Here is a 22770-nt window from a genome sequence, read left to right as displayed (position 1 = left end):
TACGTAAACAGGTTCACTCATAGCAGTTCTCCGGCTCCCAGCCTTATGAATACGAAATGTGTTCGGTCAACCATTCGGGATGCAGCAGAACAAAGAGACCACCACCGTGCGCCCTGGGCTGTCATTCGAGCTCGGGCTCGCAGGAGACACAGGCTGCACAGCGGTGAGTCAACCGGTTCAGCAATCAAGACTCTCAACCATGTCCTGACCACTGAAGTTTGAACTATTTGAAAGATATAAGGAGACCTCCCATGAAAACTTCTCGCCGCGAACTGTTGCACCTCGCCCTGGCCACCGCCGCCGGCAGCCTGCCCCTGGTCAGCCGGGCGCAAGCCATCGAAACCGCGAAAATCCTGACAGGCTTCGCGGCCGGCGGCACGGTGGACACGCTGGCCCGCCGGGCCGCCGCCCAGTTGACCAGCGGCTACGCCAAGGCGGCGGTCGTCGACACCCGCACCGGTGCGGGCGGGCAGATCGCCATATTGGCGCTGAAAGCCTCAGCTCCGGACGGCGCCACCTTGCTGGCAACGCCGATGTCGATGCTGGGCATCTACCCGCACACCTACAGAAAGCTGCAGTACGACCCAGTCGCTGACTTGACGCCCGTATCGCTGGGCGTGGTGTTCGACATGGGTTTCGCCGTGGGCCCCCAAGTTCCGGCATCGGTCAAGACCGTCCCCGAATTCCTGGAGTGGTGCAAAGCCCACCCCGCCAGCGCCAACTTCGGCTCGCCAGCGCCGGGCTCGGTGCCGCATTTCGTGGGCGAGCTGATCGGCCGGGCCGGCAAGGTCAACTTGCAGCACATCGGTTTCCGCGGTTCGCAGCCCGCCATCCTCGACATGATGGGTGGGCAGATCGCCGCCGTGTCGGCGCCGGTGGGCGAGTTCTTGCCGCATTTGAGCGGTGGCAAGGTCCGCCTGCTGGCCACCTCGGGGGTCAGCCGCAATAAATTCACGCCCGGCACCAGCACCTTGGTGGAACAAGGGCTCAAGGACCTGGTCTTCGGTGAATGGTTTGGTTTTTACCTGCCGGGCAAAGCGCCCGCGGACGTGGTGGCACGCGCCAATGCCGCCATTCGCACGGCCCTGGCCAACAAGGAAGTGATCGAGGGCCTGGCCGCCATGGGCCTGGAAGCCCGGTCGTCCAGTCCGGCGGAACTGGCCGCCATGCTCAAGGCCGACACCGAGAAGTGGGGCCCGATCGTGAAGGCGATCGGTTTCACCGCCGAATCCTAGCCCGGGCTCACCCAAGACAAGCAAGGAGACACCGGCATGCTGACCCCCGACATCCACCAGGCCCTGGCGCGCGAACTGCACCAGGCGGAAAAGACCCGCGTGCAGGTCGAGCATTTCTCCAAACGCTACCCCGGCATGGAGATGGCCGACAGCTACGCCATCCAGCGCGCCTGGGTGCAGATCAAGCGGGACGCGGGCCGCAAGATACTGGGCCACAAGATCGGCCTGACCTCGCGCGCCATGCAGATTTCGTCGCAGATCACCGAGCCCGATTACGGCGCCATGCTTGATGACATGCTGTTCCCCGAGGGCGCCGACATCCCGGTGCAGCGCTTCATCCTGCCGCGCGTCGAGGTCGAGCTGGCCTTCATCCTGGGTAAGGACCTGCGCGGCCCGAACGTGACGATTTTTGAGGTGCTGGCCGCCACCGACTACGTGGTGCCCGCGCTGGAGATCATCGACGCCCGCATCGAGCAGCTCGACCGCGTCACCAAGGCGCCGCGCAAGGTGCTGGACACCATTGCCGACAACGCCGCCAATGCCGGCATCGTGATGGGCGGCCGTCCGGTCAAACCCGATGCGGTCGACCTGCGCTGGAGCGGCGCCCTGCTCTACAAAAACGGCGTGATCGAAGAAAGCGGCCTGGCCGCCGCCGTGCTGAACCACCCGGCCAACGGCGTCGCCTGGCTGGCCAACAAATTGGCGCTTCATGGCGAAGGTCTGGCCGCCGGCGAGGTGGTGCTGGGCGGCTCCTTCACCCGCCCGGTGGCCGGGGCGGCGGGCGACACCTTCCACGCCGATTACGGCCCGCTGGGTGCGATCTCCTTTCGCTTCATGTAAGGCAGCAACCCATGCAAACTCCTGACAATCTATTCAAACAAGCCTTGGCCTGGGGCGAAGTTCAAATCGGCCTGTGGCAGGCCCTGGCCGACCCCTATGCGGCCGAAATCTGCGCCGGCAGCGGCTTCGACTGGCTGCTGCTCGACGGCGAGCACGCGCCCAACGACCTGCGCAGCCTGCTCGGTGCATTGCAAAGCGTGGCGGCCTACCCAACGCATCCGGTGGTGCGTGTGCCGTACGGCGACGCGGCGCTGATCAAGCAGGTGCTGGACATCGGCGCGACCACCGTGCTGGTGCCCATGGTCGAGTCAGCCGAACAGGCCGCCGCGCTGGTGCGCGCCATGCGCTACCCGCCGCAGGGCGTGCGCGGCGTCGGCAGCGCCATCGCCCGCTCGGCGCGCTGGTCGCGCTACCCCAACTATCTGCATGAAGCCAATGAGCGCGTCTGTCTGCTGGTGCAGGTCGAGTCCTTGGCCGCCTTGCAGAACATCGAGGCGATTGCGGCGGTAGACGGGGTGGATGGCGTGTTCATCGGCCCGGCGGATTTGTCCGCCTCCATGGGCTACCTGGGCCAGCCCGCGCACCCCGAGGTGCGGGCTGCCATCGACCAGGCCATTGGCTGCATCCTGCGCGCCGGCAAGGCACCCGGCATTCTGTGTGCCGACGAAGCGCTGGCCCGGCATTACCTCGACCTGGGGGCGCGCTTTATCGCAGTTGGCGTGGACACCACGCTCCTGGTGCGCGCCACCGCAGCGCTGGCGGCGCAATTCAAAACCGCGGTGTCCGCACCGGCCTCCAGTAGCGGGGTGTACTGACATGCTGCTGGATTCCCTTCGCGCCGCCTTTCGTGGCCGCCTGCTCACCGGTGTTGACGCTGCGCCCTTTTTGACCGACTTTCGCGGCAAGTGGACCGGCCAGGCGCTGGCCGTGGCGCAGCCCGACAATGCCGCAGAGGTGGCGAACGTCGTCGCCTGGTGCCATGCCCACCGTGTGCCGGTGGTGCCGCAGGGCGGCAACACGGGCTTGTCAGGCGGCTCGGTTCCGGAGGCCCTGCCCCAGCCCTTGCCGGTGTTGCTATCGCTCACGCGCCTCAACAAAATCCGCGCCATCGATCCGCTGAACAACACCATCGTGGTCGAAGCCGGCGTGACCTTGCTGCAGGTGCAGGAAGCGGCGAAAGAAGCCGGGCGCTTGTTCCCGCTGAGCCTGGCGGCCGAAGGTACTTGCACCATAGGCGGCAATCTGGCCACCAACGCCGGCGGTGTGCAGGTGCTGCGCTACGGCAATGCCCGCGAGCTGTGCCTGGGGCTGGAAGTGGTCACGGCGGAAGGCGAACTGTGGAATGGCCTGCGCACGCTGCGCAAGGACAACACCGGCTACGACCTGCGCGACCTCTACATCGGCTCGGAGGGCACGCTGGGGGTGATCACCGCCGTGGCGCTCAAGCTGTTCCCGTTGCCTGCCGCACAGGTGGTGGCGTTGGTGGCCGTACCCAGTCCGCAGGAAGCCTTGAATCTGCTGACCCTGGCGCAAGCGCGCCTCGACGCGGGCCTGACGGCATTTGAAATCCTCAGCGACACCTGCGTTGAGCTGGTGCTGCAGCACATCCCCGGCACGCGCCGCCCGCTGGCAGAGGCTTCGCCCTGGTATGCGCTGCTGGAACTGTCTGCCACCACGGACGAAACACAGGCCGCACAAGCCATGGAAGGCCTGCTGGAATGCGCCATGGAAAGCGAATGGGTGAGCGATGCCGCGCTTTCCACGAGCCTGGCCCAGTTCGAGGCCCTGTGGGCGCTGCGCGAGAACATCTCGGAAGCGCAAGGGGCCGAAGGCAAAACCATCAAGCACGACATTGCGCTGCCGATCTCGCGCATCCCGACCTTCATCGCCAGCACCGATGCGCTGATCGCCGCCCGGTTCCCCCAGGTGCGCCAGGTCACTTTCGGCCATCTGGGCGACGGCAACCTGCATTACAACGTCTCGCCGCTGCCTGGCAGCGGACCGGAACAGGTAGCCGAATTTCTGGCACTCGAAGGCCCGTTGAACCAGTTGGTGCACGACGCGGTACACGCGTTCGACGGATCAATCTCGGCCGAGCACGGCTTGGGCGTGCTGCGCCGCGACGAGTCGGCGCGCTACAAGTCGCCGCTGGAGCTGCAGCTGATGCGCCGCATCAAGCAGGCGCTGGACCCGCAGGGGCTGATGAACCCCGGCAAGGTGCTGAAATATGAATGAAATCGGCCTTTACCGCACATCCAGCCTGCGCAAGCAGCTATTAATTCAGGAGTAAACCGTGTCCACAGAAACCCTCACCGTAGCGGGCCACAGCGTCTCGCCGCACCACTACATCAATGGCCAGCGCGTCGCCTCCGACCTGCTGTTCGACCTGCGCAGCCCGATCGACCAAAGCCTGCTGGGCCAGATATCGGAAGGCACGCCGGCGCATGTGGACGCAGCGATTCAAGCGGCGCAAAAAGCCTTCCCGGCCTGGTCGGCCCTGAGCGCTGCCGAACGCAAGCCCTACCTGGACCGCTTCGCCGCCGAGATTGGCAAGCGTGCCGAGGCCTTCTGCCAGCTCGAATCGACCGACGCCGGCGTGCTGCTGTCGCGCATGGCGCACGGCGTGGTGCCGCGCGCCATGCTCAACATCAGCTGGTTTGCCGAGCACGCGCTCACCTTGCAAGACCATCCCATCGACACCGAACAGGCGCAGCACATCGTGCGTCACGACCCGGCCGGCGTGGTCGTCATCATCACGCCCTGGAACGCACCGCTGATGCTGGCCACCTGGAAGCTCGGCCCGGCGCTGGCGGCGGGCAACACGGTGATCGTCAAACCACCCGAATGGGCACCGCTGACCAGCAGCCTGCTGGCCGACTGCGCCCACGCCGCTGGCCTGCCGCCGGGCGTGTTCAACATCGTGCAGGGCAGCGGTGCGAGCACCGGCGCCAAGCTGGTCAGCGACCCGCGCCTGGCACGCGTGTCCTTCACCGGTTCGGTGCCTACCGCCAAACGAATTGCGCAGGCGGCCGGCGCGAACCTCGTGCCCTGCAGCCTGGAGCTGGGCGGCAAGTCGCCCTTCATCGTGCTGGCCGACGCCGACATCGACAACGCCGCCGCCACCGGCGCGCTGATGTACCGCAACGCCGGGCAAGTGTGTTTGGCGGGCACGCGCTTTCTGGTGCACAGCAAGATCCGCGACGCCTTTGTGGCCGCCATGCGTGGCTACGTGGAGAAACTCAACGTGGGCGATCCGCGCGATGCCGCCACCGAGGTCGGCCCCATCATCCATCCGCGCCAAGTGGATCGCGTGCAGGGTTTTGTGCAGCGCGCGCTGGCCGACGGCGCCGAGCTGCTGTGGGGCGGCGCGCCGCATCCCTTCGGCGCCCAGTATTACCAACCCACCATGTTGACGAATGTGCGGCAAGACAGCGAGATCGTGCAGAACGAAGTGTTCGGCCCGGTGCTCACGCTGCAGACCTTCGACAGCGATGCGGAACTGATCGAGCTGGCCAACGGCACCGACTACGGCCTGGGCGGCGTCTGCTACGGCGAGACCGAACACGCCACGGCGATTGCGCAGCAGGTGCGCACCGGCTTCATCTGGGTCAACAGCTTCGGCATCCGTGACCTGGCCGCGCCGTTCGGCGGCATCAAGCGCTCAGGCATTGGCCGCGAGGGCGGCAACTGGAGCTTTGAATTCTTCTGCGACATCAAGGACGTGGTGGTGCCGAAAAAGCCCTTCCGCGCCAGTTTCAGCCACCGTTGATAAATTTTTAATACAAAAACACCCGCTAACGCAGGCTCTGCCTGCACCAGTAGCTATCAAATAAGGAGTAAATATGGGACACATTGTGGGCGCAGCCCTGGTTTCACACCACCCCGGCCTGATGCAGTGCGAAGAGTTTCGCGTGCTGCAGGGCGCGGGCTCGGATTCGGACCTCATCCCCGGCTATGCCCGGCTGCGCGAGAAAATCGCGGCGGCCCGGCCCGACGTGGTGGTGGTCTTTGACAGCCACTGGTTCACCACCGGCTACCACATGGTGGACGGCGCGGCGCGCTACCAGGGCAACTACATCTCGGACGAAATGCCCTGGTATCTGCACGGCGTGCCCTACGACTACCGCGGCCACCCCGAGCTGGCGCTGGCGATTGAAGCCGTATCGCGCGAGCAAGGCGGCTACAACCGCGTCATCAACCACCCCGAGCTGGGCAAGCAATACGCCACCATCAACCTGGTCAAGCACCTGCGACTCGAGCTGGCCGATATTCCGGTGGTGACCGTCAGCTCCTGCCAGAACTGCGACTGGAAGCACTTCCTGAAATCGGGCGAGGCCATCGGCGAAGCCGTGCGCCGCAGCGACCTGAAGGTGGTCTTGCTGGCCTCCGGCGCCCTGAGCCACAAATTCAACCCCATCGACTGGAAGCCGAACCACCCGCGCATCTTCCACGAGAGCAATGTCTCGCGGCCCGAGAACATCGCCAGCGACAAGGGGGCCATCGCGTTGATGGAGCAAGGCCGCCACGACAGCGTGCTGGAGCGCTGGGACGACGAGTACCGAAAAAAACCGTGGGAGGCTTTTGGTGCGCACTACCTGCAGATGCTGGGCGCCATGGGCGGGGCGGCCTGCCGGGCCAAGGGCGAGCCTTTGTCGGCCTACGAAAACGCCCGCGGCACAGGGAATATCCATATCTGGTTTGGCCAGGAGGCAGCATGAACTTTGAATTCCCCCTGAAAGAACTCCCGGCCGTGATGCGCGGCCCGCGCGTAGAGCGCCGCCGCGTGCTGGTGGGCGGCAGTGCCTACTGGGGCACGATCATCGAAGACGGTGCCGAGCAAGGCCTGCTGCGGCTGGACGACAGCCGCGTGGTCGACCCCGCCACGGTGCAGCACCTGCCGCCGGTGTCGCCCAGCAAAATCATCGCCGTGCACATTTCCTACAGCTCGCGCAGCTTCGAGACGCGCAAGCAGCCCAAGCCGACCGAGACGCCGACCTACTTCACCAAGCCGTCGACCTCGATCAACGGCCATGGCTGCGAAATTTTGAAGCCGGCCGACAGCCTGTACTTGAACTACGAGGGCGAGTACGCCGTGGTGATCGGCAAAACCTGCCGCAACGTGCTGCCCGACGAGGCCTGGGACTACATCGAGGGCTTTTGCCCGGCGCTGGACATGGGCCTGCAAAACTACCGCGACACCGACCAGGGCAGCATGCTGCGCGTCAAGGGCGCGGACACCTTGCTGCCGATCGGGCCCGGCATCGTGCGCGGAGTCAACCTGTTCGAGCAGACCCTGCGCACCTACCGCAACGGCCTGGTGGTGCAGGAAGCCCACATCGGCGACGAGACCATCTGGGGGTCGCACTACGTGATTGCCGACATCGCCCGCCACATCACCCTGCTGCCGGGCGACGTGATCCTGATGGGGACACCCTGCCACTCGCGCTCGGTCGATCCCGGCGATCTGGTGGAGTGCGAGATCACCGGGCTGGGCCGTCTGGCCGGCACGGTGGTGGCGATTCCCGCGCCACGTGCATCGGCCCTGGGTGTGGGACATCAGCCCACCGATAGCCCTGAAGTACGACGCGTGGCCTTTGGTTTTGATGAGCGGGTGCCCGAGCGCTTCAAGGAGAACTATGCGGCTGCGGCAAAGGAAATGAAGGGAGTGAAGGGAGTGAAGACATGAAAGTAGCCATTGTGGGCGCCGGCGCCATAGGCGGCTTTATCGGCACACGGCTGGCGGCCGCCGGACGTGCGCAAGTCAGCGTCATTGCGCGCGGCACCACGCTGGCGGCGCTGCGCGAACACGGCTGGCGGCTCAGGCAAGGCGAAGCCCTCCTGCAAGCCCCGGCCCAAGCCTCGGACAAGGCCAGTGAGCTGGGGGTGCAAGACCTGGTGGTCATCGCGGTCAAGGGGCCGGCGCTTGGCGCCGTGGCGCAAAGCATCGCGCCGCTGCTGGGGCCCGACACCATCGTGCTGCCGACCATGAACGGCGTGCCCTGGTGGTTCGGTCAAGGCGTGCCGGCGCTCGACGAGGCACCACTGGAAAGCGTGGACCCGGGCGGCCTGATCGCGGCGGCTATCCCGCAGCGCCACGTCGTCGGGTGTGTCGTGCATGCGAGCACCTCCACGCCAGAGCCAGGGCTGGTGCAACACAAGATGGGACAAGGGCTCATCATCGGCGAGATCGCGGGTGGCAAGTCCGAACGCGTGCAGCGCGTGGCCGATCTGCTGGCACAGGCCGGTTTCGATGTCACGCATTCGGCCAAGGTGCGCTATGACATCTGGTACAAGCTCTGGGGCAACATGACCATGAACCCGGTGTCGGCCATCACCGGCGCGACCATAGACCGGGTGCTGGCCGACCCGCTGGTGCGCGACTTCTGCTCCGGCGCCATGCGCGAGGCCGCCGCCATCGGCGAGCGAATCGGCTGCAAGGTCGAGCAAAGTCCCGAGGACCGGCATGCGGTGACAGCCAGGCTCGGCGTCTTCAAGAGCTCCATGCTGCAGGATGTGCAAGCCGGCCGCTCCATCGAGCTTGACAGCATCGTTGCCGCCGTGCAGGAGATGGGGCAGCGTCTCGGGCAGCCGATGCCAAACATCAACGCGCTGTTAGGCCTCACACGCCTGTTTGGCCGCGTGCATGGCCTGTACCCCGAAGCCTCAGCCTGACCCGGAGACCACAGCATGCAACGCAATTTCATCGCCGGCGAATGGCTGGAAGGCACAGACGCCGCCGACAACATCAACCCCAGCGACACGCGCGACGTGATCGGCAGCTGCGCCCGCGCCACCCCCGCGCAGGCCGAAATGGCGATTGCGGCCGCACATGCGGCTGCTCCCGCCTGGGCCGCCTTTCCTGTACAACAGCGCGCCGAGGCGCTGGAGGCCGTGGGCATTGAAATCCTGGCGCGCCGCACCGAACTGGGTGACCTGCTGGCCCGCGAGGAAGGCAAGACCCTGGCCGAGGCGATCGGCGAGGTGGTGCGCGCCGGCCACATCTTCAGGTACTTCGCCGGCGAAGTACTGCGCCCCGGCGGCGAGCTGCTGCCCTCGGTGCGGCCGGGCATGACAGTGGAGGTGACCCGCGAACCGGTAGGGGTGGTGGGCATCATCACGCCGTGGAACTTCCCCATCGCCATTCCGGCCTGGAAAATCGCTCCGGCACTGGCCTATGGCAATACTGTGGTCTTCAAACCGGCCGAACTGGTGCCGGCCAGTGCTTGGGCGCTGGCCGAGATACTGAGTCGGGCCGGGCTGCCAGCCGGCACCTTCAACCTGGTCATGGGCCGGGGCCGCGACATCGGGGACGTCTTGCTCAACGATGCGCGCGTGGCTGCCGTGACCTTCACCGGTTCCGAAGCCACGGGGCGCAAGGTGGCCCAAGCCTGTGTGGGCCGCAAAGGCCCCATGGCCAAGTTTCAGCTGGAAATGGGGGGCAAGAACCCGCTGGTGGTGCTGGACGATGCCGATCTGGACGTGGCGGTCAATGCCGCCATCAACGGCGCGTTCTACTCCACTGGCCAGCGCTGCACTGCTTCCTCGCGCCTGGTGGTAACCCGGGGCATACACGACCGCTTTGTCAGCGCCATGCTGGACAGGCTGCGCGGCCTGGTGGTGGGCAATGCCCGCCGCAGCGCCACGCACATCGGCCCCGTGGTCGACGCCGGCCAGTTGGCGCAGGACCTGGCCTACATCGCCATTGGCCGGGACGAAGGCGCGCAGCTGGCTTTTGGCGGCGCGGCGTTTGAAGTCAATGCCCAGGGCGAGCCCGGACATTACCTGCAGCCCACGCTGTTCACGGAAACCAGCAACGCGATGCGCCTGAACCGCGAAGAGATATTTGGCCCGGTGGCCAGCGTCATCCGGGTCAGGGATGCCGAAGAAGCCCTGGCGGTGGCCAACGACACCGGGTTCGGCCTGTCGGCAGGGGTGTGCACCACCTCGCTGCGGCATGCCGCGCACTTCAAGCGCCATCTGCAGGCCGGCATGGTGATGGTGAATGCCCCGACCGCGGGCGTCGATCCCCATGTGCCCTTTGGCGGGCGCAAGGGATCCAGCCACGGCTCGCGGGAGCAGGGGCGCTACGCGGCGGAGTTCTACACCACGGTCAAGACCGCCTACGTTCAGCCCTGACAACACCCATAGCAACTCTCTCAAAAGCCATGAACACACCCCCAAAAATCCACGCGCAACAAGAACATCGCCACCAGCTTACGGGCGCTGATGCCATTGCTGCGCTGATCGCCGAACTCGGTGCAGACTGCGTACTGACGGGAGCTGCCGTGCTTGAGCGCCAGACTGTGGACTGGAGTGGTGCATCGGCGTTTGTGCCGGCTGCGTTGGTGCTGCCCCGCACACCGGCACAAGTGGCTCAAGCGGTGCGCATCTGCATGCGCTTGGGTCAGCCGCTCTGCGTCCAGGGTGGCTTGACGGGGCTGGCCGGTGGTGCAAACCCGCAGAACGGCGAGATCATCCTGTCCCTGCAACGCCTGAACGCCGTCGAGGATTTCGATTCGGTGGGCGGCACCGTGGTGGTCCAGGCAGGCGTCACGCTGGAGCAACTGCAAGCAGCTGCCACTCAGCAAGGCTGGTTCTTTCCGCTCGACCTGGGTGCACGCGGCTCCTGCCAGCTCGGTGGCAATGCGGCTACCAATGCAGGCGGCAATCGCGTCCTGCGATACGGCATGATGCGCGAATCGGTGCTGGGACTGGAAGTCGCACTGGCCGATGGAACCCTGCTGACCATGCTCGACCGGGTGATCAAGAATAACGCGGGGTTTGATTTGAAGCATCTGTTCGTTGGAACAGAAGGGACGCTCGGCATCATCACCCGCTTGTCTCTCAAGCTGGCGCCGGCGCCTCTGTCCAGTTGCACGGTGCTGTGCGCGGTCAAGGATTTCACGGCCGCCACGCAGTTGCTGCGAGAGGCCAGGCGCAAACTTCCAGAGCTGTCGGCGTTCGAACTCATGTGGAGCGACTTCTTCGAAGCCAGCGCGAAGGCCATCCGCAAGACTTCGCCCTTCACCCATGCGTATCCGCTCTATGTACTGATCGAAACACTCGGCGGCGACTCTGACGCGAGCACTGCTGCCATCGAGCGTTTCCTGGAAACGGAGATAGAGAACGGGCTGGTGGCCGATGCAGTCGTGGCGCAGTCCGTCGAGCAGGCGACGCAGCTCCGGGCATTTCGCGAAGGAATTAGTGAACTGCTATCGCATCTGCGCCCGTGTGCCGCATTCGACGTTAGCGTTGCCATCCCCAAGATGGACGACTTGGTCTGCCGGTTGCGCTCGTTGCTGGAGCAGAAGTACCCGACTCAGCAGCATCTCTTTTTCGGACATCTCGGCGACGGCAACCTGCATTTGATCAGCGGACCGATCCCGGACGCGACCCAACTCGAAGCCCTTGAGGAGTTGGTCTATCGGGTTGTAGGGCTCGCGGACGGCAGCATCTCTGCTGAGCATGGCATCGGTGTGGTGAAGAAGCCCTTTCTTCACCACAGCCGCGACGCAGCAGAGCTCCATGTCATGCGGCAACTCAAGCAACTGCTCGATCCGGGACATATACTCAATCCGGGGCGCGTCGTCGACGCAGTGTGAGCAGCCATTTGACATTAGCGATTTCGGGCCCCAAGCCAGTCAGCCTCAAGCCCTGATTTCCTTGGCCGTGATCTGGTACTTGAAATCATCCGGCGCATACGAGTCAAAGCGCCCGGCCGGGTTTTCTGCCGTCGGGTACATGAAAAAGCCGAGCTTCTCACCCGTGGAATGGGGCAAAGCCAGATCGTGGGCGGTGTTGTAGGCCATCCAATTGCCTTCCCAGCCGCCAAACAGCGCCTTGTTGACCGGGGCCACCACCGGGTTGACCGTGGTTTTGATCCAGTCGGCGGTTTCCAGGCGCATGACCTTAGCCACGTCGGCCGGGTCCATCGCCACCCAGCCATAGCCTTTCAGGTAAGCCTCGGAGCGGCAGTGCTGCGCGCCCTTCAGGCTGGCCGGGTTGCCTGACAGCTCCTTGTAACCAAAGGCCGACGGCACCAGGCGGATGCCATACACGTCACGTGCGGGGATGCCCACCGAGCGGCACAGGCCAACAAACAGCGCGTTCAGGTCGGCGCACTTGCCGCCCAGGTTGCCCGTCTCCAGCATGGTCTTGATGTCGCCTTCGCCGCAGCCGCGCACCTTGGGATCGCGGTAGGTGTTGGCCACGATCCAGTCGTAAATCAGCCGGGTTTTTTCAACATCGGTTTTGGCGCTCTTGGTGGCATCGAGTGCGGTCTTGCGCACGATGCCGTCGGTCGGCAGGAATTTGGTGGGGCGCGTGAAATAACGCAGCGTGTCGGCGTCTTCAGGCTTGGCGGTTTTTTGCGACCAGTCCACGGCGCGGCCCTGGGTCTGCACGCGGCTGGTCAGCTCGATGAAAGGCCTGGCTTCGCCTTCTGCAAACTCGGCATACAACATCTTGGCGCCGTCCTTGCCGTCGTCGGTCAGGTCGGTCGTGCCGTTGCTTGAAAAGCTGCTTTCAAAGCTACGCTGGTAGTCGCTGTTGACCGAGGGAACCGGCAGCCAGACCTTGGTCACCCCCTGGGGTTTGAGGATGTCCACCCGGGTGGTCACTTCAAAGGTGCGCCAGGCGCCGCTTTGCGGCGCAAAGTGGCTGCGCTGCGCAGGCGTTTGCGCACAATTGAGGCTGGGTAGCGCTGCGGCCATGGCGGCAGCGGCGGAATTTTTCAGGAAGGTACGGCGTACGGTGGTCATGAAGAGATCTCCGGATGAAAAAGGGTAACGTGCATCGGGGCAGGTAAAGGTGCCCCGAGATGTTCAGGCCAGTTCGGCCAGAGGCGCGAGCAGCCTGCCAATTATCGCTGGCGCGAAAGACAAGGCAACCCACAAGAGTCACCCCGGACAGCATCAGGGTTTCATCAGCCCGGCAATCAGCTTCTCGGCTGCGCTGCTGGTCCAGTCCACCTCGCCCCGCACGCGCAGCCGGGGCTGGCCCCGGCTGTCCAGCATCAGGGTGGTGGGAAACACTTTCACGCCCCACTGGCGCGCCGTCCGGCCGTCGCTGTCCAGCAAAACCGGCATGGTCACCCCGGTGGTTTTGGCAAACTGAATCGCGCGTGCGGCGGGTTCCTTGAAGTTGATGGCCAGCACCAGCAGCTTGTCAGGGCCATAGAGGTCGGCCACCTGTTGCAGCGTTGGCATTTCGGCACGGCAAGGCTCGCACCAGCTGGCCCAGAAATTCAGCAGCACCGCCCGGCCGCGCAAATCGGCCAATTGCCAGGTTTTGCCGGTGGTGTCCAGCAAGCTGAACGCAGACACCGGGCCGGCCCATGTGCTGACCTCGTAAGCCGGGCCGGTGAGGCCCTGGGCATCGGCCACAGGCACAAGGGCCGCGCCGGCGGCGGCCGCCAGCGTACTTCGCAGAAAAACGCGGCGGGAAAAGATGGCTGTGGACATGGCAGGCTGGGTCACGAAAAATCGGGTACCAAATTTGGCAAAAAAGCGCCAAAAAAGAAGATTGCGTCCCCAGAGCGTAACAAAGCCGCTCACCACTTGCCTTCAAAGCGATAAAGTCCTGCAAACGCGGCAGCCAATGGCCGCATGAGGTTTTGCCAATCTCATTTCTTCACATAGTCTTCGAGCGGCTTGTCGCTCGGATTGGCCCAGGCCGCCTTGGTCAAGGTGGATGCCGGCAGCCCGACCCGGGTGTTGTTGGGTGGAATCGCCTGCACAAACCATTTGTCGTACAGCGCCGCAACCTCGCCGCTTTTGGCCAGGGCCTTGATGCTGGCATCGACCGCTTGTTTAAAAAGTGGGTCATCCTTGGGCAGCATGATGGCAATCGGTTCGACGCTCAGCACTTCGTTCAGGATGCGGTAGTTGCCCGGCTGCTTGGACTGCGAAATCAGGGTCGCGAGTATCTGGCCGTCGGCAACAAAAGCGTCGGCACGGCCGCTCTCGAGCAGCAGGAAGCCCTCACTGTTGTCCTTGCCAAACAACTCCCTGAAATCAATGCCTGAGGTACGCTCATGTTTGCGCAGCAACTGGACGGACGTAGCCCCCGACGTTGTCGAGACCGATTTATTCGCCAGTTGGGCAATGCTGGTGATGCCCGAACTGCTTTTTACCGCGATGCGCACTTCCTCGATGTAAAGCGTGGGTGCGAAGGCGACATCTTTTTGCCTGGTGGCGTTGTTGGTCGTTGTCCCGCACTCGATATCGACGGTGCCGTTTTGCACCAGCGGAATACGGTTTTGCGCCGTGACGAGCTGGTACTTGATATCAAGCTTTTTCAAGCCAGCCTGTTTCTGGATATCGGCAAGAACCCTTTTGCAGACGTCATGGTGAAAGCCGGCATACTGGCCGTCGCCGAGCGAGTAGGACATCGCACCCGAGGCCTCGCGCACCCCCATGGTGATGGTTCCGGTTTCCCTGATCTTTTTGAGGATGTCCACCGGTTCGGCATGAGCGCAAGCGATCGCGAGCGTCGCTGCGGCCAGGGCCGCGGCTTTGAAAGACATGGTTTTGGTCATCAATGGCTCCCGTATTTTTATTTGGCGAACAGGTTGTCGAGCGTCGCGAAGGCCTTGAACTCCAGGGCATTGCCGGACGGATCGAGAAAAAACATGGTGGCCTGCTCGCCAGGCTCGCCCTTGAAGCGGATATAGGGCTCGATCACGAAGCGGGTGGCCGCGGCGGTGAGTTTGTCGGCCAGCGCCTGCCATTGCGACATCGACAGCACCGCGCCGAAGTGACGCACGGGAACCTCATGACCGTCGACCGCGCTCGTTTGTTTGTGGCCGCATTCATCCGGTGCGAGGTGAGCCACGATCTGGTGGCCATAAAAGTTGAAGTCCACCCATTCCACCGAACTGCGGCCTTCGGGGCAGCCCAGCAAGTCGCCATAGAACTGGCGCGCCACGGCGATGTCATGGACGGGAAATGCAAGATGAAACGGTGGATTGGCAGCTTGGGGTGTCGTCATGTTGAGGCCTTTGAGGCGGGTTTGAAAAGATGTCTGCACTGTAGAAGCGTTAACTGATCATGAAAAGCGATATATATTTGCACTGAGAAACAAAATAATCGATGATTCGAACGTGATCACAGAACTACGCACCTTTATCGCGGTTGTCCGCCACGGTACGTTTGCTGCGGCGGGCGAGCGTATTGGCCTGACCCAGTCCGCCGTCAGCAGCCAGATCAAGCGCCTCGAGGAATCGTTGGGCTTTGAGCTTTTTGACCGCACCCGGCGCGCTGCGACGCTCAACGCGGCCGGCGCCACGACGCTGGCGCGAGCCGAGGAGATCATTGCCCTGTTCTCGAAACTCGGTGACCTGCCTGACGATGACAGCGCCGATGGCCTGCTGCGCATCGGGGCCATCGCTTCGGTTCAATCTTCGCTGTTGCCTCGCGCGCTTGCGCCGATGCGGCAGAAGTATCCCAAGCTGCGCCTGAACCTCGTGCCGGGTGTGTCCATGCATCTGATGGACCAGCTCGACGCCGGGGAGATCGATGTGGCCATCACGATCCGGCCGCCGTTCGGCATGTTGCCCGAATTGACCTGGGAGGCGCTGATCCATGAGCCTTTTATGCTGGTCGTGCCTGCCGCCCTGAGAGGCAATGACTGGCGCAAGCTGATTCAGAAACACCCCTTTCTTCGTTATGAACGAAAGTCTTTCGGGGGCCGCATGGTCGAGCGGTTTCTGCGCGACATGCAGCTGCCCGTGCACGAATCGATCGAACTCGACGAGATTCAGGGCCTGATCCAGCTGGTATCCAATGGCCTGGGCGTGGCATTGATACCGATGGTCGAAGCCCATCTTCCGCTGCCCGGGAATGTCCGGGCCATTTCGCTCGGAGAACACACGTTTTATCGTGAGGTCGGCATACTCCAGCGAACCGCAAAAGCCAGCCAGACTATGGTCAGCCAGCTGGCGCAATGCCTGCGCGATGCCGCCGCAGTTGCCCCAGGTGTTTGACCCTTTGCGCGCTGAAAAGCACGCTCACGGGTTGATAAAAAAGGGCTTGGGGCGACTCGCCCTCTTGCGCTCAAAGCGATTAAGTCCTACAAACGCAGCAGCCAAACCGCTTTCAAATCTATAGTCATTTCCAGCATCGAAGCCGATTTTGAAGCTCCCACTCAACACTCCCGACCTGTCGCTTGCGCTGCAGCCAGCGTCCCCGCAGTTCATCGACCTCGACAGCCTCTATGGCCGTCAAGCCGAGCTGCAGCCGGGGCGAAGCCTCAGCACGGCACAGGAGTTGACCGCAGGGCTGTGCGCGGCATCGGCCAGTATTGCGCCCAAATTTTTCTACAACGCGCTGGGCTCCAAACTGTTTGAAGCCATCACCGAGCTGGACGAGTACTACCCCACCCGTACCGAGGCGGGTATTTTTGAAGCGTCTTACACGCTGATGGCCAGCGCCCTTGCTGAGGCTGGCATCACCAAGCCGTGCTTGATTGACCTGGGCGCAGGCAACTGCGCCAAGGGGATGGCATTGATTCCGCATTTGCAGCCAAATCAATACGTGCCGGTGGATATTTCGGTGGATTTTTTACGGATTGCGGCCGAACGGGTGCAAACCAGTTTCCCCACGCTGGACATCGTCGGGCTGGGCATGGACTTTTCAGCCGCCCTGGCTTTGCCCGACACCGTTCAAAGCCACGACCGGGTATTTTTCTACCCGGGCTCCAGCCTGGGCAACTTCTCGCCGGATCAGGCTTTGCAGTTTTTGCAGCACATGGCCGACCCCGCACAGGGCAAGGCACGCGGTCTGCTGCTGGGGATTGACCTGGTCAAGGACACCGCCACGCTGGAAGCTGCTTACGACGATGCGCTGGGCGTGACGGCGGCTTTCAATAAAAACCTGCTGCTCAACGTCAACACACTGCTGCAGTCGGATTTTGAGGTGCGCCAATGGCGGCACGTGGCACTGTTCGATATGGCCCAGTCACGCATTGAAATGCATCTGGAAGCAAGCTGCGACCTGACCGTTCGCTGGCCGGGTCATGCGCGCCGGTTCAGCGCCGGTGAGCGCATCCACACCGAAAATTCCTACAAATACACGCTGCAGGGCATGACGGCACTGCTGCACCAGGCCGGGTTCAGGCATGTGGAGCACTGGAGCGACCCGAAGCACTGGTTTGCCGTGTTCTGGGCAGCGGTTTAAGGCTCGGCAGTTTTTGCAAAAAATGGCCTGTGACTGGCTTGTGATGGGCCTGTAACCCATTCATGGCAAGGGGAGCAAGCTACCCATAAGATAGCGAGCCACCCCGCTGCCTGAACCCCGGCCCGGTCAGCTGCGCTTAGACGCGCTCAGTCACCCAGGCTTGCACCGATTTCAGCGCGTCGCCCAGCCTGGCAGCATCGGTACCGCCGGCCATGGCCATGTCGGCCTTGCCGCCGCCCTTGCCTCCCACTTGCTGGGCCACAAAGTTGACGAGCTCTCCTGCCTTGACCTTGCCCACGCTGTCAGGCGTGACGCCCGCGGCAATCTGGACCTTGTCGCCCTCCACCGCCGCCAGCACGATAACGGCCGTTTTGAGCTTGTCCTTGAGCTTGTCCATGGTCTCGCGCAGCGTCCTGGCATCGGCGCCTTCCAGCCGGGCTGCCAGAACCTTCAGGCCCTTGACGTCGATGGCCTGCGCCATCAGCTCATCGCCCTGCGACGACGCCAGCTTGCCCTTGAGCGCGGCGATTTCTTTCTCCAGCGACTTGACCTGGTCCAGCACCTGGCCAATGCGGTTTTGCAGCTCTGTCGGGCTGGCCTTCAGCGAGCCAGCGGCGGCCTGAACCGTGGATTCGAGCGACTGCAGGTAAGCCAGCGCGTTCTCGCCGGTGACGGCTTCGACACGGCGCACCCCGGCGGCCACACCGCCCTCGGCCACAATCTTGAACAGGCCGATGTCACCCGTACGCGTCACGTGGGTGCCGCCGCACAGCTCCTTGCTCGAGCCAATGCTCAGCACGCGCACCTTGTCGCCGTATTTCTCGCCAAACAACATCATGGCGCCGGTTTTCTGCGCCGCTTCCATATCCATCACGCTGGCGTCGGTTGCCACGTTGGACAGGATCTCGGCGTTGACGCGCGCTTCGATCTCGCGAATCTGGTCGTCGGTCACGGGTGCGTTATGCGCAAAGTCGAAGCGCGTGCGCTCGGCATTCACCAGGCTGCCCTTTTGCTGCACATGCTCGCCCAGCACTTCGCGCAAGGCCTTGTGCATCAGGTGGGTGGCGCTATGGTTGCGCACGGTGGCGGCGCGCACGGCCAGATTGACACGTGCGTTGACATGGTCACCGACATTCAGCGTGCCCTGCTCCACCGTACCATGGTGACCATACACGTCCGACTTGATCTTGAGCGTGTCGCCCACGGCAAAGTGTGCCGAGCCGCTGATCAGCTCGCCCTCGTCGCCGACCTGACCGCCGCTTTCCGCATAGAAAGGGGTGGTGTCCAAAACCACCACGCCGCTTTGCCCCGCTGTCAGCGCCGCAACGGGCACGCCGTCCGCGTAGAGCGCCACGATTTTTGCGGTTTCTTCCAGACGCTCATAACCGGTGAAGGTATTGCCGCTGCCGGCGTATTCCAGCGCGCGGTCCATCTTGAACTTGCCGGCGGCGCGCGCCTGGTTTTTCTGCCTGTCCATGGCGGCGTTGAAACCGGCCTCGTCCACGTCCACGCCCCGCTCGCGGCAAACGTCGGCCGACAAGTCAAGCGGGAAGCCATAGGTGTCATGCAGCTTGAAGGCGACATCGCCGGGCAATACCCTGGCCCCCCCGGCGAGCGCCGTGTCCAGAATCTGCATGCCGATTTCCAGCGTCTCGAAGAAGCGCTCCTCCTCGGCCTTGAGAACGGCAGTGATGCGCGCCTCGTCGGTCTTGAGCTTGGGATAGGCATCGCCCATCAGCCTGGCCAGGTCGGCCACCAGCTTGTGAAAAAACGGCGTCTTCTTGCCCAGCTTGTAGCCATGGCGGATGGCGCGGCGCACGATGCGGCGCTGCACATAGCCGCGGCCTTCGTTGGACGGGTTGACGCCGTCGCTCACCAGAAACGCCGTGGCGCGGATGTGGTCGGCAATCACGCGCAGCGACTTGTTGTTCAGGTCCTTTTCACCCGTTTCGCGGGCGGCGGCCTTGATCAGCGCATCGAAAACGTCGATCTCATAGTTGCTGTGCACATGCTGCAGGATGGCGGCGAGGCGCTCCAGCCCCATGCCCGTGTCCACGCAGGGTGCGGGCAGCGGTTTGACCGAACCGTCAGGCTGCATGTCGAACTGCATGAACACGTTGTTCCAGATCTCGATATAGCGGTCGCCGTCCTGCTCGGGCGAGCCCGGCGGGCCTCCGGCAATCTCGGGGCCGTGGTCGTAAAAGATCTCGCTGCACGGCCCGCAGGGGCCGGTGTCGGCCATCATCCAGAAGTTGTCGCTGGCGTACTTGGCGCCCTTGTTGTCGCCGATGCGCACCACGCGTTCGGGTGGCAGGCCAATCTCCTTGGTCCAGATGTCGTAAGCCTCGTCGTCATCAATGTAGACGGTAGCCCACAGCTTGTCGGCCGGCAATTTGTAGACGTCGGTCAGCAGTTCCCAGGCCCATTTCAGCGATTCTCGCTTGAAGTAGTCGCCAAAGCTCCAGTTGCCCAGCATCTCGAAGAAGGTATGGTGGCGCGCGGTGTAGCCGACATTTTCCAGGTCGTTGTGCTTGCCGCCGGCACGCAGGCAGGCCTGCACGCTCGCGGCACGCACGTAGCTGCGCTTGTCGGTGCCCAGGAACACGTCCTTGAACTGCACCATGCCCGAGTTGGTGAACATCAGCGTCGGGTCGTTGCCCGGCACCAGCGAGCTGGACGGCACCACGGTGTGGCCCTTGGACGCGAAGAAGTCAAGAAAGCTTTTGCGGATGTCGGCAACGGTGAAGTGAGGCGTGGTCATAGGCGAGGTGTGGACTCAATGGCTGAAAGGTATCCGGCTCCCCCTTGATCGGACTTGATCGGGCTTGCGCGCAGTCAGCGCTGGCGCTGTTGCATCGGACCGTTGATTATAAGTTTGCACCACTTGCAAGCGGCAGGCCCGGCGCGGAGGCCGCTTTTCCGCCGGGTCCAGCACCCGGGCCGCGTTGCTGGTAGCGCCTGCAGCGAGCTCATTCCAGATGTCGTGAGCCTCGTCGTCGTCAATGTAGACGGGTAGCCGGCAGCTTGTAGACGTCGGCGAGCAGTTCCCAGGCCGCGCGCGACCTCGGTCGTAGCTATTGCGTCGAACCTTAAATGCTTGATGTGCCTGAGCATTCAATTTATGGGCTTAGGTCCCACGCCCCTGACGGCCCTCTGCATGGGCCTCCGTGGGCTGCATGCGCGCCAATGAGGTGCCTGATGCGCCCCACCGGCACCAAACCGGACTGTGCGCTGCATTCTGGCGCTGCAAATCTCCTCCATTACCGCAAAAAAGGCTGGCACGCAATCTGCTTAATACCCTAACAAGATATTCTAAATATCTTATTAATATATTTACCAGTTGCTGATTAATTGCTGATTTCAACCAACTGCCCCATTCGGTTTCAACCCTCTCACCTTAGGAGTCACCCTTGAAAAACCCCCTCTGGCAAGGTATTTTCCCCGCCATTACCACCAAATTCCACGCCGACGAAAGCATTGATGCCGAAGGCACGGCCAAGCACATCGACTTCCAGATCCGCAACGGCATTCACGGCCTCGTAACCTGCGGTTCGCTGGGCGAAGCCAGCACGCTGACGCTCGAAGAAAAACTCCAGGTCGCCGACATCGCCATCAAAGCCAGCAAGGGCCGCGTCCCGGTGCTCGCCAATGTCTCGGAAACCAGCACCCGGGAAGCGCTGCGCTACATCCATGGCGCCAACGAACTTGGCGTGGATGGGTTCATGGTCATGCCCTCGGTCATCTACGTGGCCGACGCGCGCGAGGCGATGCTGAATGTGCGCACCATGGCCGAGGCCGCTAAAAAGCCCATCATGGTCTACAACAACCCGGTCGCCTACCGCGTGGACCTCAGGCCCGAGCACATGGCCGAACTGGCCGACTGCGAATGGATCGTCGCGATCAAGGAAAGCACCGACAACATCCGCCGCATCACCGACCTGCGCAACCTGCTGGGTGATCGCTACCAGCTCTTCCTGGGCGTGGACGACCTGGCCTATGAGGGCCTGGCCCTGGGCTGCGACGGCTTGCTCGCCGGCGTCGGCTGCACCTTCCCGCGCGAAACCGTGGCGCTCTACGACCTGATGAAGGCCGGCAAATTTGCCGAGGCACTCAAGCTCTACCAGTGGATGACGCCCATGCTGCACCTGGATGTCTCCACCAAGCTGGTGCAAAACCTCAAATTGATCGACGTACTGGCCGGCGTGAGCACCGAGCACATGCGCCGTCCGCGCCTGCCGCTGATAGGTGCGGAGCGCGAAGCCATTGAAACGATCGTGAACAAAGCGCTGGCGACACGACCGGCTCAATACCAGTCGGTTGCCTGACGGCAGCCCTTTTAACGACCCGAAACTTTAGGAGACAGGTATGACAATCAACCCAAGCATGATTCCGCTTCTTGGCGTTATGGCGATTGCACTTGCAGGCCATGCGAATGCCCAGGAGCAGGTGGTAAAAATAGGCCACACCGGTCCGCTGTCAGGCGCCAATGCGTTTGCAGGGAAAGACAATGAAAATGGCGTGCGCCTGGCGATTGAAGAACTCAATGCCAGGAAAATCATGGTGGCGGGCAAAGCGCTCAAATTTGAACTGCACTCCGAAGATGATCAGTGTGACGCCAAATCAGGCGTTAGCGCCGCCCAGAAACTGGTGGACAGCGGTATCAAATTTGTCATGGGCCCCTATTGTTCAGGCGTTGCCATTCCTGCGTCGCGGGTCTATAGCGAGGGTGGCGCCATGATGTCCACGGTCGGCACCAATCCCAAAGTCACCCAGGGCGGCTACAAAAACCTGTTTCGCATCGTCGCCGGCGACAACCAAATTGGCTCCAGCATGGCGGTCTATGCGGCCAAAGTGCTCAAGGTCAAGAAAGTTGGCGTGATTGATGACCGCACCGCGTTTGGCCAGGGCGTGGCGGATGAATTCGTCAAGGAAGCGAAGAATCTGGGCCTCACCGTCGTGGGGCAAGAGTTCACCACGGACAAATCGGTTGACTTCTCATCGATATTGACCAACCTGAAATCCAAACAGCCCGAAGTTATTTTCTTCGGTGGCTATGCACCGCAAGCCGCACCGCTAACGCGGCAAATGAAGCAACTGGCGATGCCCGCAAAGTTATTGGGCGGCGATACGCTGTGCAGCCCGGAAATGGGAAAACTTGCAGCGGACGCTGTCAACGATACCGTTTTCTGCGCGCAAGGTGGTTCGATTCTGGAAAAAGCCACGGATGGTCCCGCATTCAAAGCGAAATACAAAAAACGTTTCAACCTTGATGCGGATGCCTATGCGGCTTCGTTTTACGACCAGACCTTGTTCATTGGCGAGGCCATGCAGAAAGCCAACTCGACAGACCCGAACAAAGTTGGCGCGGAAATCTACAAATCAAGCTACAAGGGGGTTGCCGGCACGTATGCCTACGACGAAAAAGGCAATATGAAACAGGCTCCTGTAACGGTTTTCACCTTCAAGAATGCGTTGCCGGTTCCACTGGCAAGTTATTGATGCGGCCTGTTTTCTTGAGC

At 62.8% G+C, this 22770-nt stretch carries 19 protein-coding genes; 14 read left to right on the top strand and 5 right to left on the bottom strand.

Features of this window, described 5'->3' with window-relative positions:
• The first annotated feature begins 251 nt into the window (after window positions 1-251).
• From AC1DUB_RS21455 to AC1DUB_RS21410, 10 genes are all read left to right on the top strand, one after another.
• Entirely contained in the window at window positions 252-1235 is a 984-nt protein-coding gene (locus tag AC1DUB_RS21455; RefSeq protein WP_477731207.1) for a Bug family tripartite tricarboxylate transporter substrate binding protein, read from the top strand.
• Between the two features lie 36 nt (window positions 1236-1271).
• The gene (gene hpaH / locus AC1DUB_RS21450; protein WP_477731206.1) at window positions 1272-2075 is read left to right on the top strand and encodes a 2-oxo-hept-4-ene-1,7-dioate hydratase; all 804 of its coding nucleotides are present in this window, start codon (window positions 1272-1274) and stop codon (window positions 2073-2075) included.
• 11 nt (window positions 2076-2086) lie between these two features.
• Window positions 2087-2890, top strand: a complete 804-nt coding sequence (gene hpaI, locus AC1DUB_RS21445) for a 4-hydroxy-2-oxoheptanedioate aldolase (RefSeq protein ID WP_477731205.1) — start codon at window positions 2087-2089, stop codon at window positions 2888-2890.
• A gap of 1 nt (window position 2891) precedes the next feature.
• Window positions 2892-4310 (top strand): FAD-binding oxidoreductase, encoded by a 1419-nt coding sequence (locus AC1DUB_RS21440; protein ID WP_477731204.1) that lies wholly within the window; start codon window positions 2892-2894, stop codon window positions 4308-4310.
• A 58-nt stretch (window positions 4311-4368) separates the two neighbouring features.
• Window positions 4369-5844 (top strand): aldehyde dehydrogenase family protein, encoded by a 1476-nt coding sequence (locus AC1DUB_RS21435; protein ID WP_477731203.1) that lies wholly within the window; start codon window positions 4369-4371, stop codon window positions 5842-5844.
• Window positions 5845-5917: 73 nt separating this feature from the next.
• Entirely contained in the window at window positions 5918-6793 is an 876-nt protein-coding gene (locus AC1DUB_RS21430; protein ID WP_477731202.1) for a DODA-type extradiol aromatic ring-opening family dioxygenase, read from the top strand.
• Window positions 6790-7761, top strand: coding sequence for a fumarylacetoacetate hydrolase family protein (locus AC1DUB_RS21425; protein ID WP_477731201.1), 972 nt, complete (start codon window positions 6790-6792; stop codon window positions 7759-7761). Before AC1DUB_RS21430 ends, AC1DUB_RS21425 begins: the two co-directional genes overlap by 4 nt.
• Entirely contained in the window at window positions 7758-8747 is a 990-nt protein-coding gene (locus tag AC1DUB_RS21420; RefSeq protein ID WP_477731200.1) for a 2-dehydropantoate 2-reductase, read from the top strand. Before AC1DUB_RS21425 ends, AC1DUB_RS21420 begins: the two co-directional genes overlap by 4 nt.
• 15 nt (window positions 8748-8762) lie before the next feature.
• Entirely contained in the window at window positions 8763-10211 is a 1449-nt protein-coding gene (locus tag AC1DUB_RS21415) for an aldehyde dehydrogenase family protein (RefSeq protein ID WP_477731199.1), read from the top strand.
• A gap of 29 nt (window positions 10212-10240) precedes the next feature.
• Complete coding sequence (locus AC1DUB_RS21410) at window positions 10241-11677, top strand: FAD-binding oxidoreductase (protein WP_477731198.1); 1437 nt, start codon at window positions 10241-10243, stop codon at window positions 11675-11677.
• Between the two features lie 45 nt (window positions 11678-11722).
• Here AC1DUB_RS21410 and AC1DUB_RS21405 read toward each other — a convergent pair whose 3' ends face one another.
• The 4 genes from AC1DUB_RS21405 to AC1DUB_RS21390 form a co-directional block, all read right to left on the bottom strand.
• On the bottom strand, window positions 11723-12835 hold the full coding sequence (locus tag AC1DUB_RS21405; RefSeq protein ID WP_477731197.1) for a transglutaminase-like domain-containing protein: 1113 nt from the start codon (window positions 12833-12835) through the stop codon (window positions 11723-11725).
• A gap of 153 nt (window positions 12836-12988) precedes the next feature.
• The gene (locus AC1DUB_RS21400; protein WP_477731196.1) at window positions 12989-13537 is read right to left on the bottom strand and encodes a TlpA disulfide reductase family protein; all 549 of its coding nucleotides are present in this window, start codon (window positions 13535-13537) and stop codon (window positions 12989-12991) included.
• A gap of 161 nt (window positions 13538-13698) precedes the next feature.
• Window positions 13699-14601, bottom strand: coding sequence for an amino acid ABC transporter substrate-binding protein (locus AC1DUB_RS21395; RefSeq protein WP_477731195.1), 903 nt, complete (start codon window positions 14599-14601; stop codon window positions 13699-13701).
• A 29-nt stretch (window positions 14602-14630) separates the two neighbouring features.
• Complete coding sequence (locus tag AC1DUB_RS21390; RefSeq protein WP_477731194.1) at window positions 14631-15065, bottom strand: VOC family protein; 435 nt, start codon at window positions 15063-15065, stop codon at window positions 14631-14633.
• A gap of 112 nt (window positions 15066-15177) precedes the next feature.
• Between AC1DUB_RS21390 and AC1DUB_RS21385 the strand changes: the two genes are divergently transcribed.
• Together AC1DUB_RS21385 and egtD are read left to right on the top strand one after the other, a co-directional pair.
• Window positions 15178-16059 (top strand): LysR family transcriptional regulator, encoded by an 882-nt coding sequence (locus AC1DUB_RS21385; protein WP_477731193.1) that lies wholly within the window; start codon window positions 15178-15180, stop codon window positions 16057-16059.
• Window positions 16060-16207: 148 nt separating this feature from the next.
• Complete coding sequence (gene egtD / locus AC1DUB_RS21380) at window positions 16208-17251, top strand: L-histidine N(alpha)-methyltransferase (RefSeq protein ID WP_477731192.1); 1044 nt, start codon at window positions 16208-16210, stop codon at window positions 17249-17251.
• 136 nt (window positions 17252-17387) lie between these two features.
• Here egtD and alaS read toward each other — a convergent pair whose 3' ends face one another.
• On the bottom strand, window positions 17388-20012 hold the full coding sequence (gene alaS / locus AC1DUB_RS21375) for an alanine--tRNA ligase (protein ID WP_477731191.1): 2625 nt from the start codon (window positions 20010-20012) through the stop codon (window positions 17388-17390).
• A 649-nt stretch (window positions 20013-20661) separates the two neighbouring features.
• Here alaS and AC1DUB_RS21370 point away from each other — a divergent pair.
• Together AC1DUB_RS21370 and AC1DUB_RS21365 are read left to right on the top strand one after the other, a co-directional pair.
• Window positions 20662-21576: a dihydrodipicolinate synthase family protein gene (locus AC1DUB_RS21370; RefSeq protein ID WP_477731190.1), complete on the top strand. Its 915-nt coding sequence runs from the start codon at window positions 20662-20664 to the stop codon at window positions 21574-21576.
• A gap of 40 nt (window positions 21577-21616) precedes the next feature.
• Window positions 21617-22750: a branched-chain amino acid ABC transporter substrate-binding protein gene (locus AC1DUB_RS21365; RefSeq protein WP_477731189.1), complete on the top strand. Its 1134-nt coding sequence runs from the start codon at window positions 21617-21619 to the stop codon at window positions 22748-22750.
• The last annotated feature ends 20 nt before the right edge of the window (window positions 22751-22770 follow it).

The sequence above is a fragment of the Polaromonas sp. P4_F9 genome (assembly GCF_056401235.1).
This window is presented reverse-complemented; position numbering and strand designations above follow the sequence as displayed.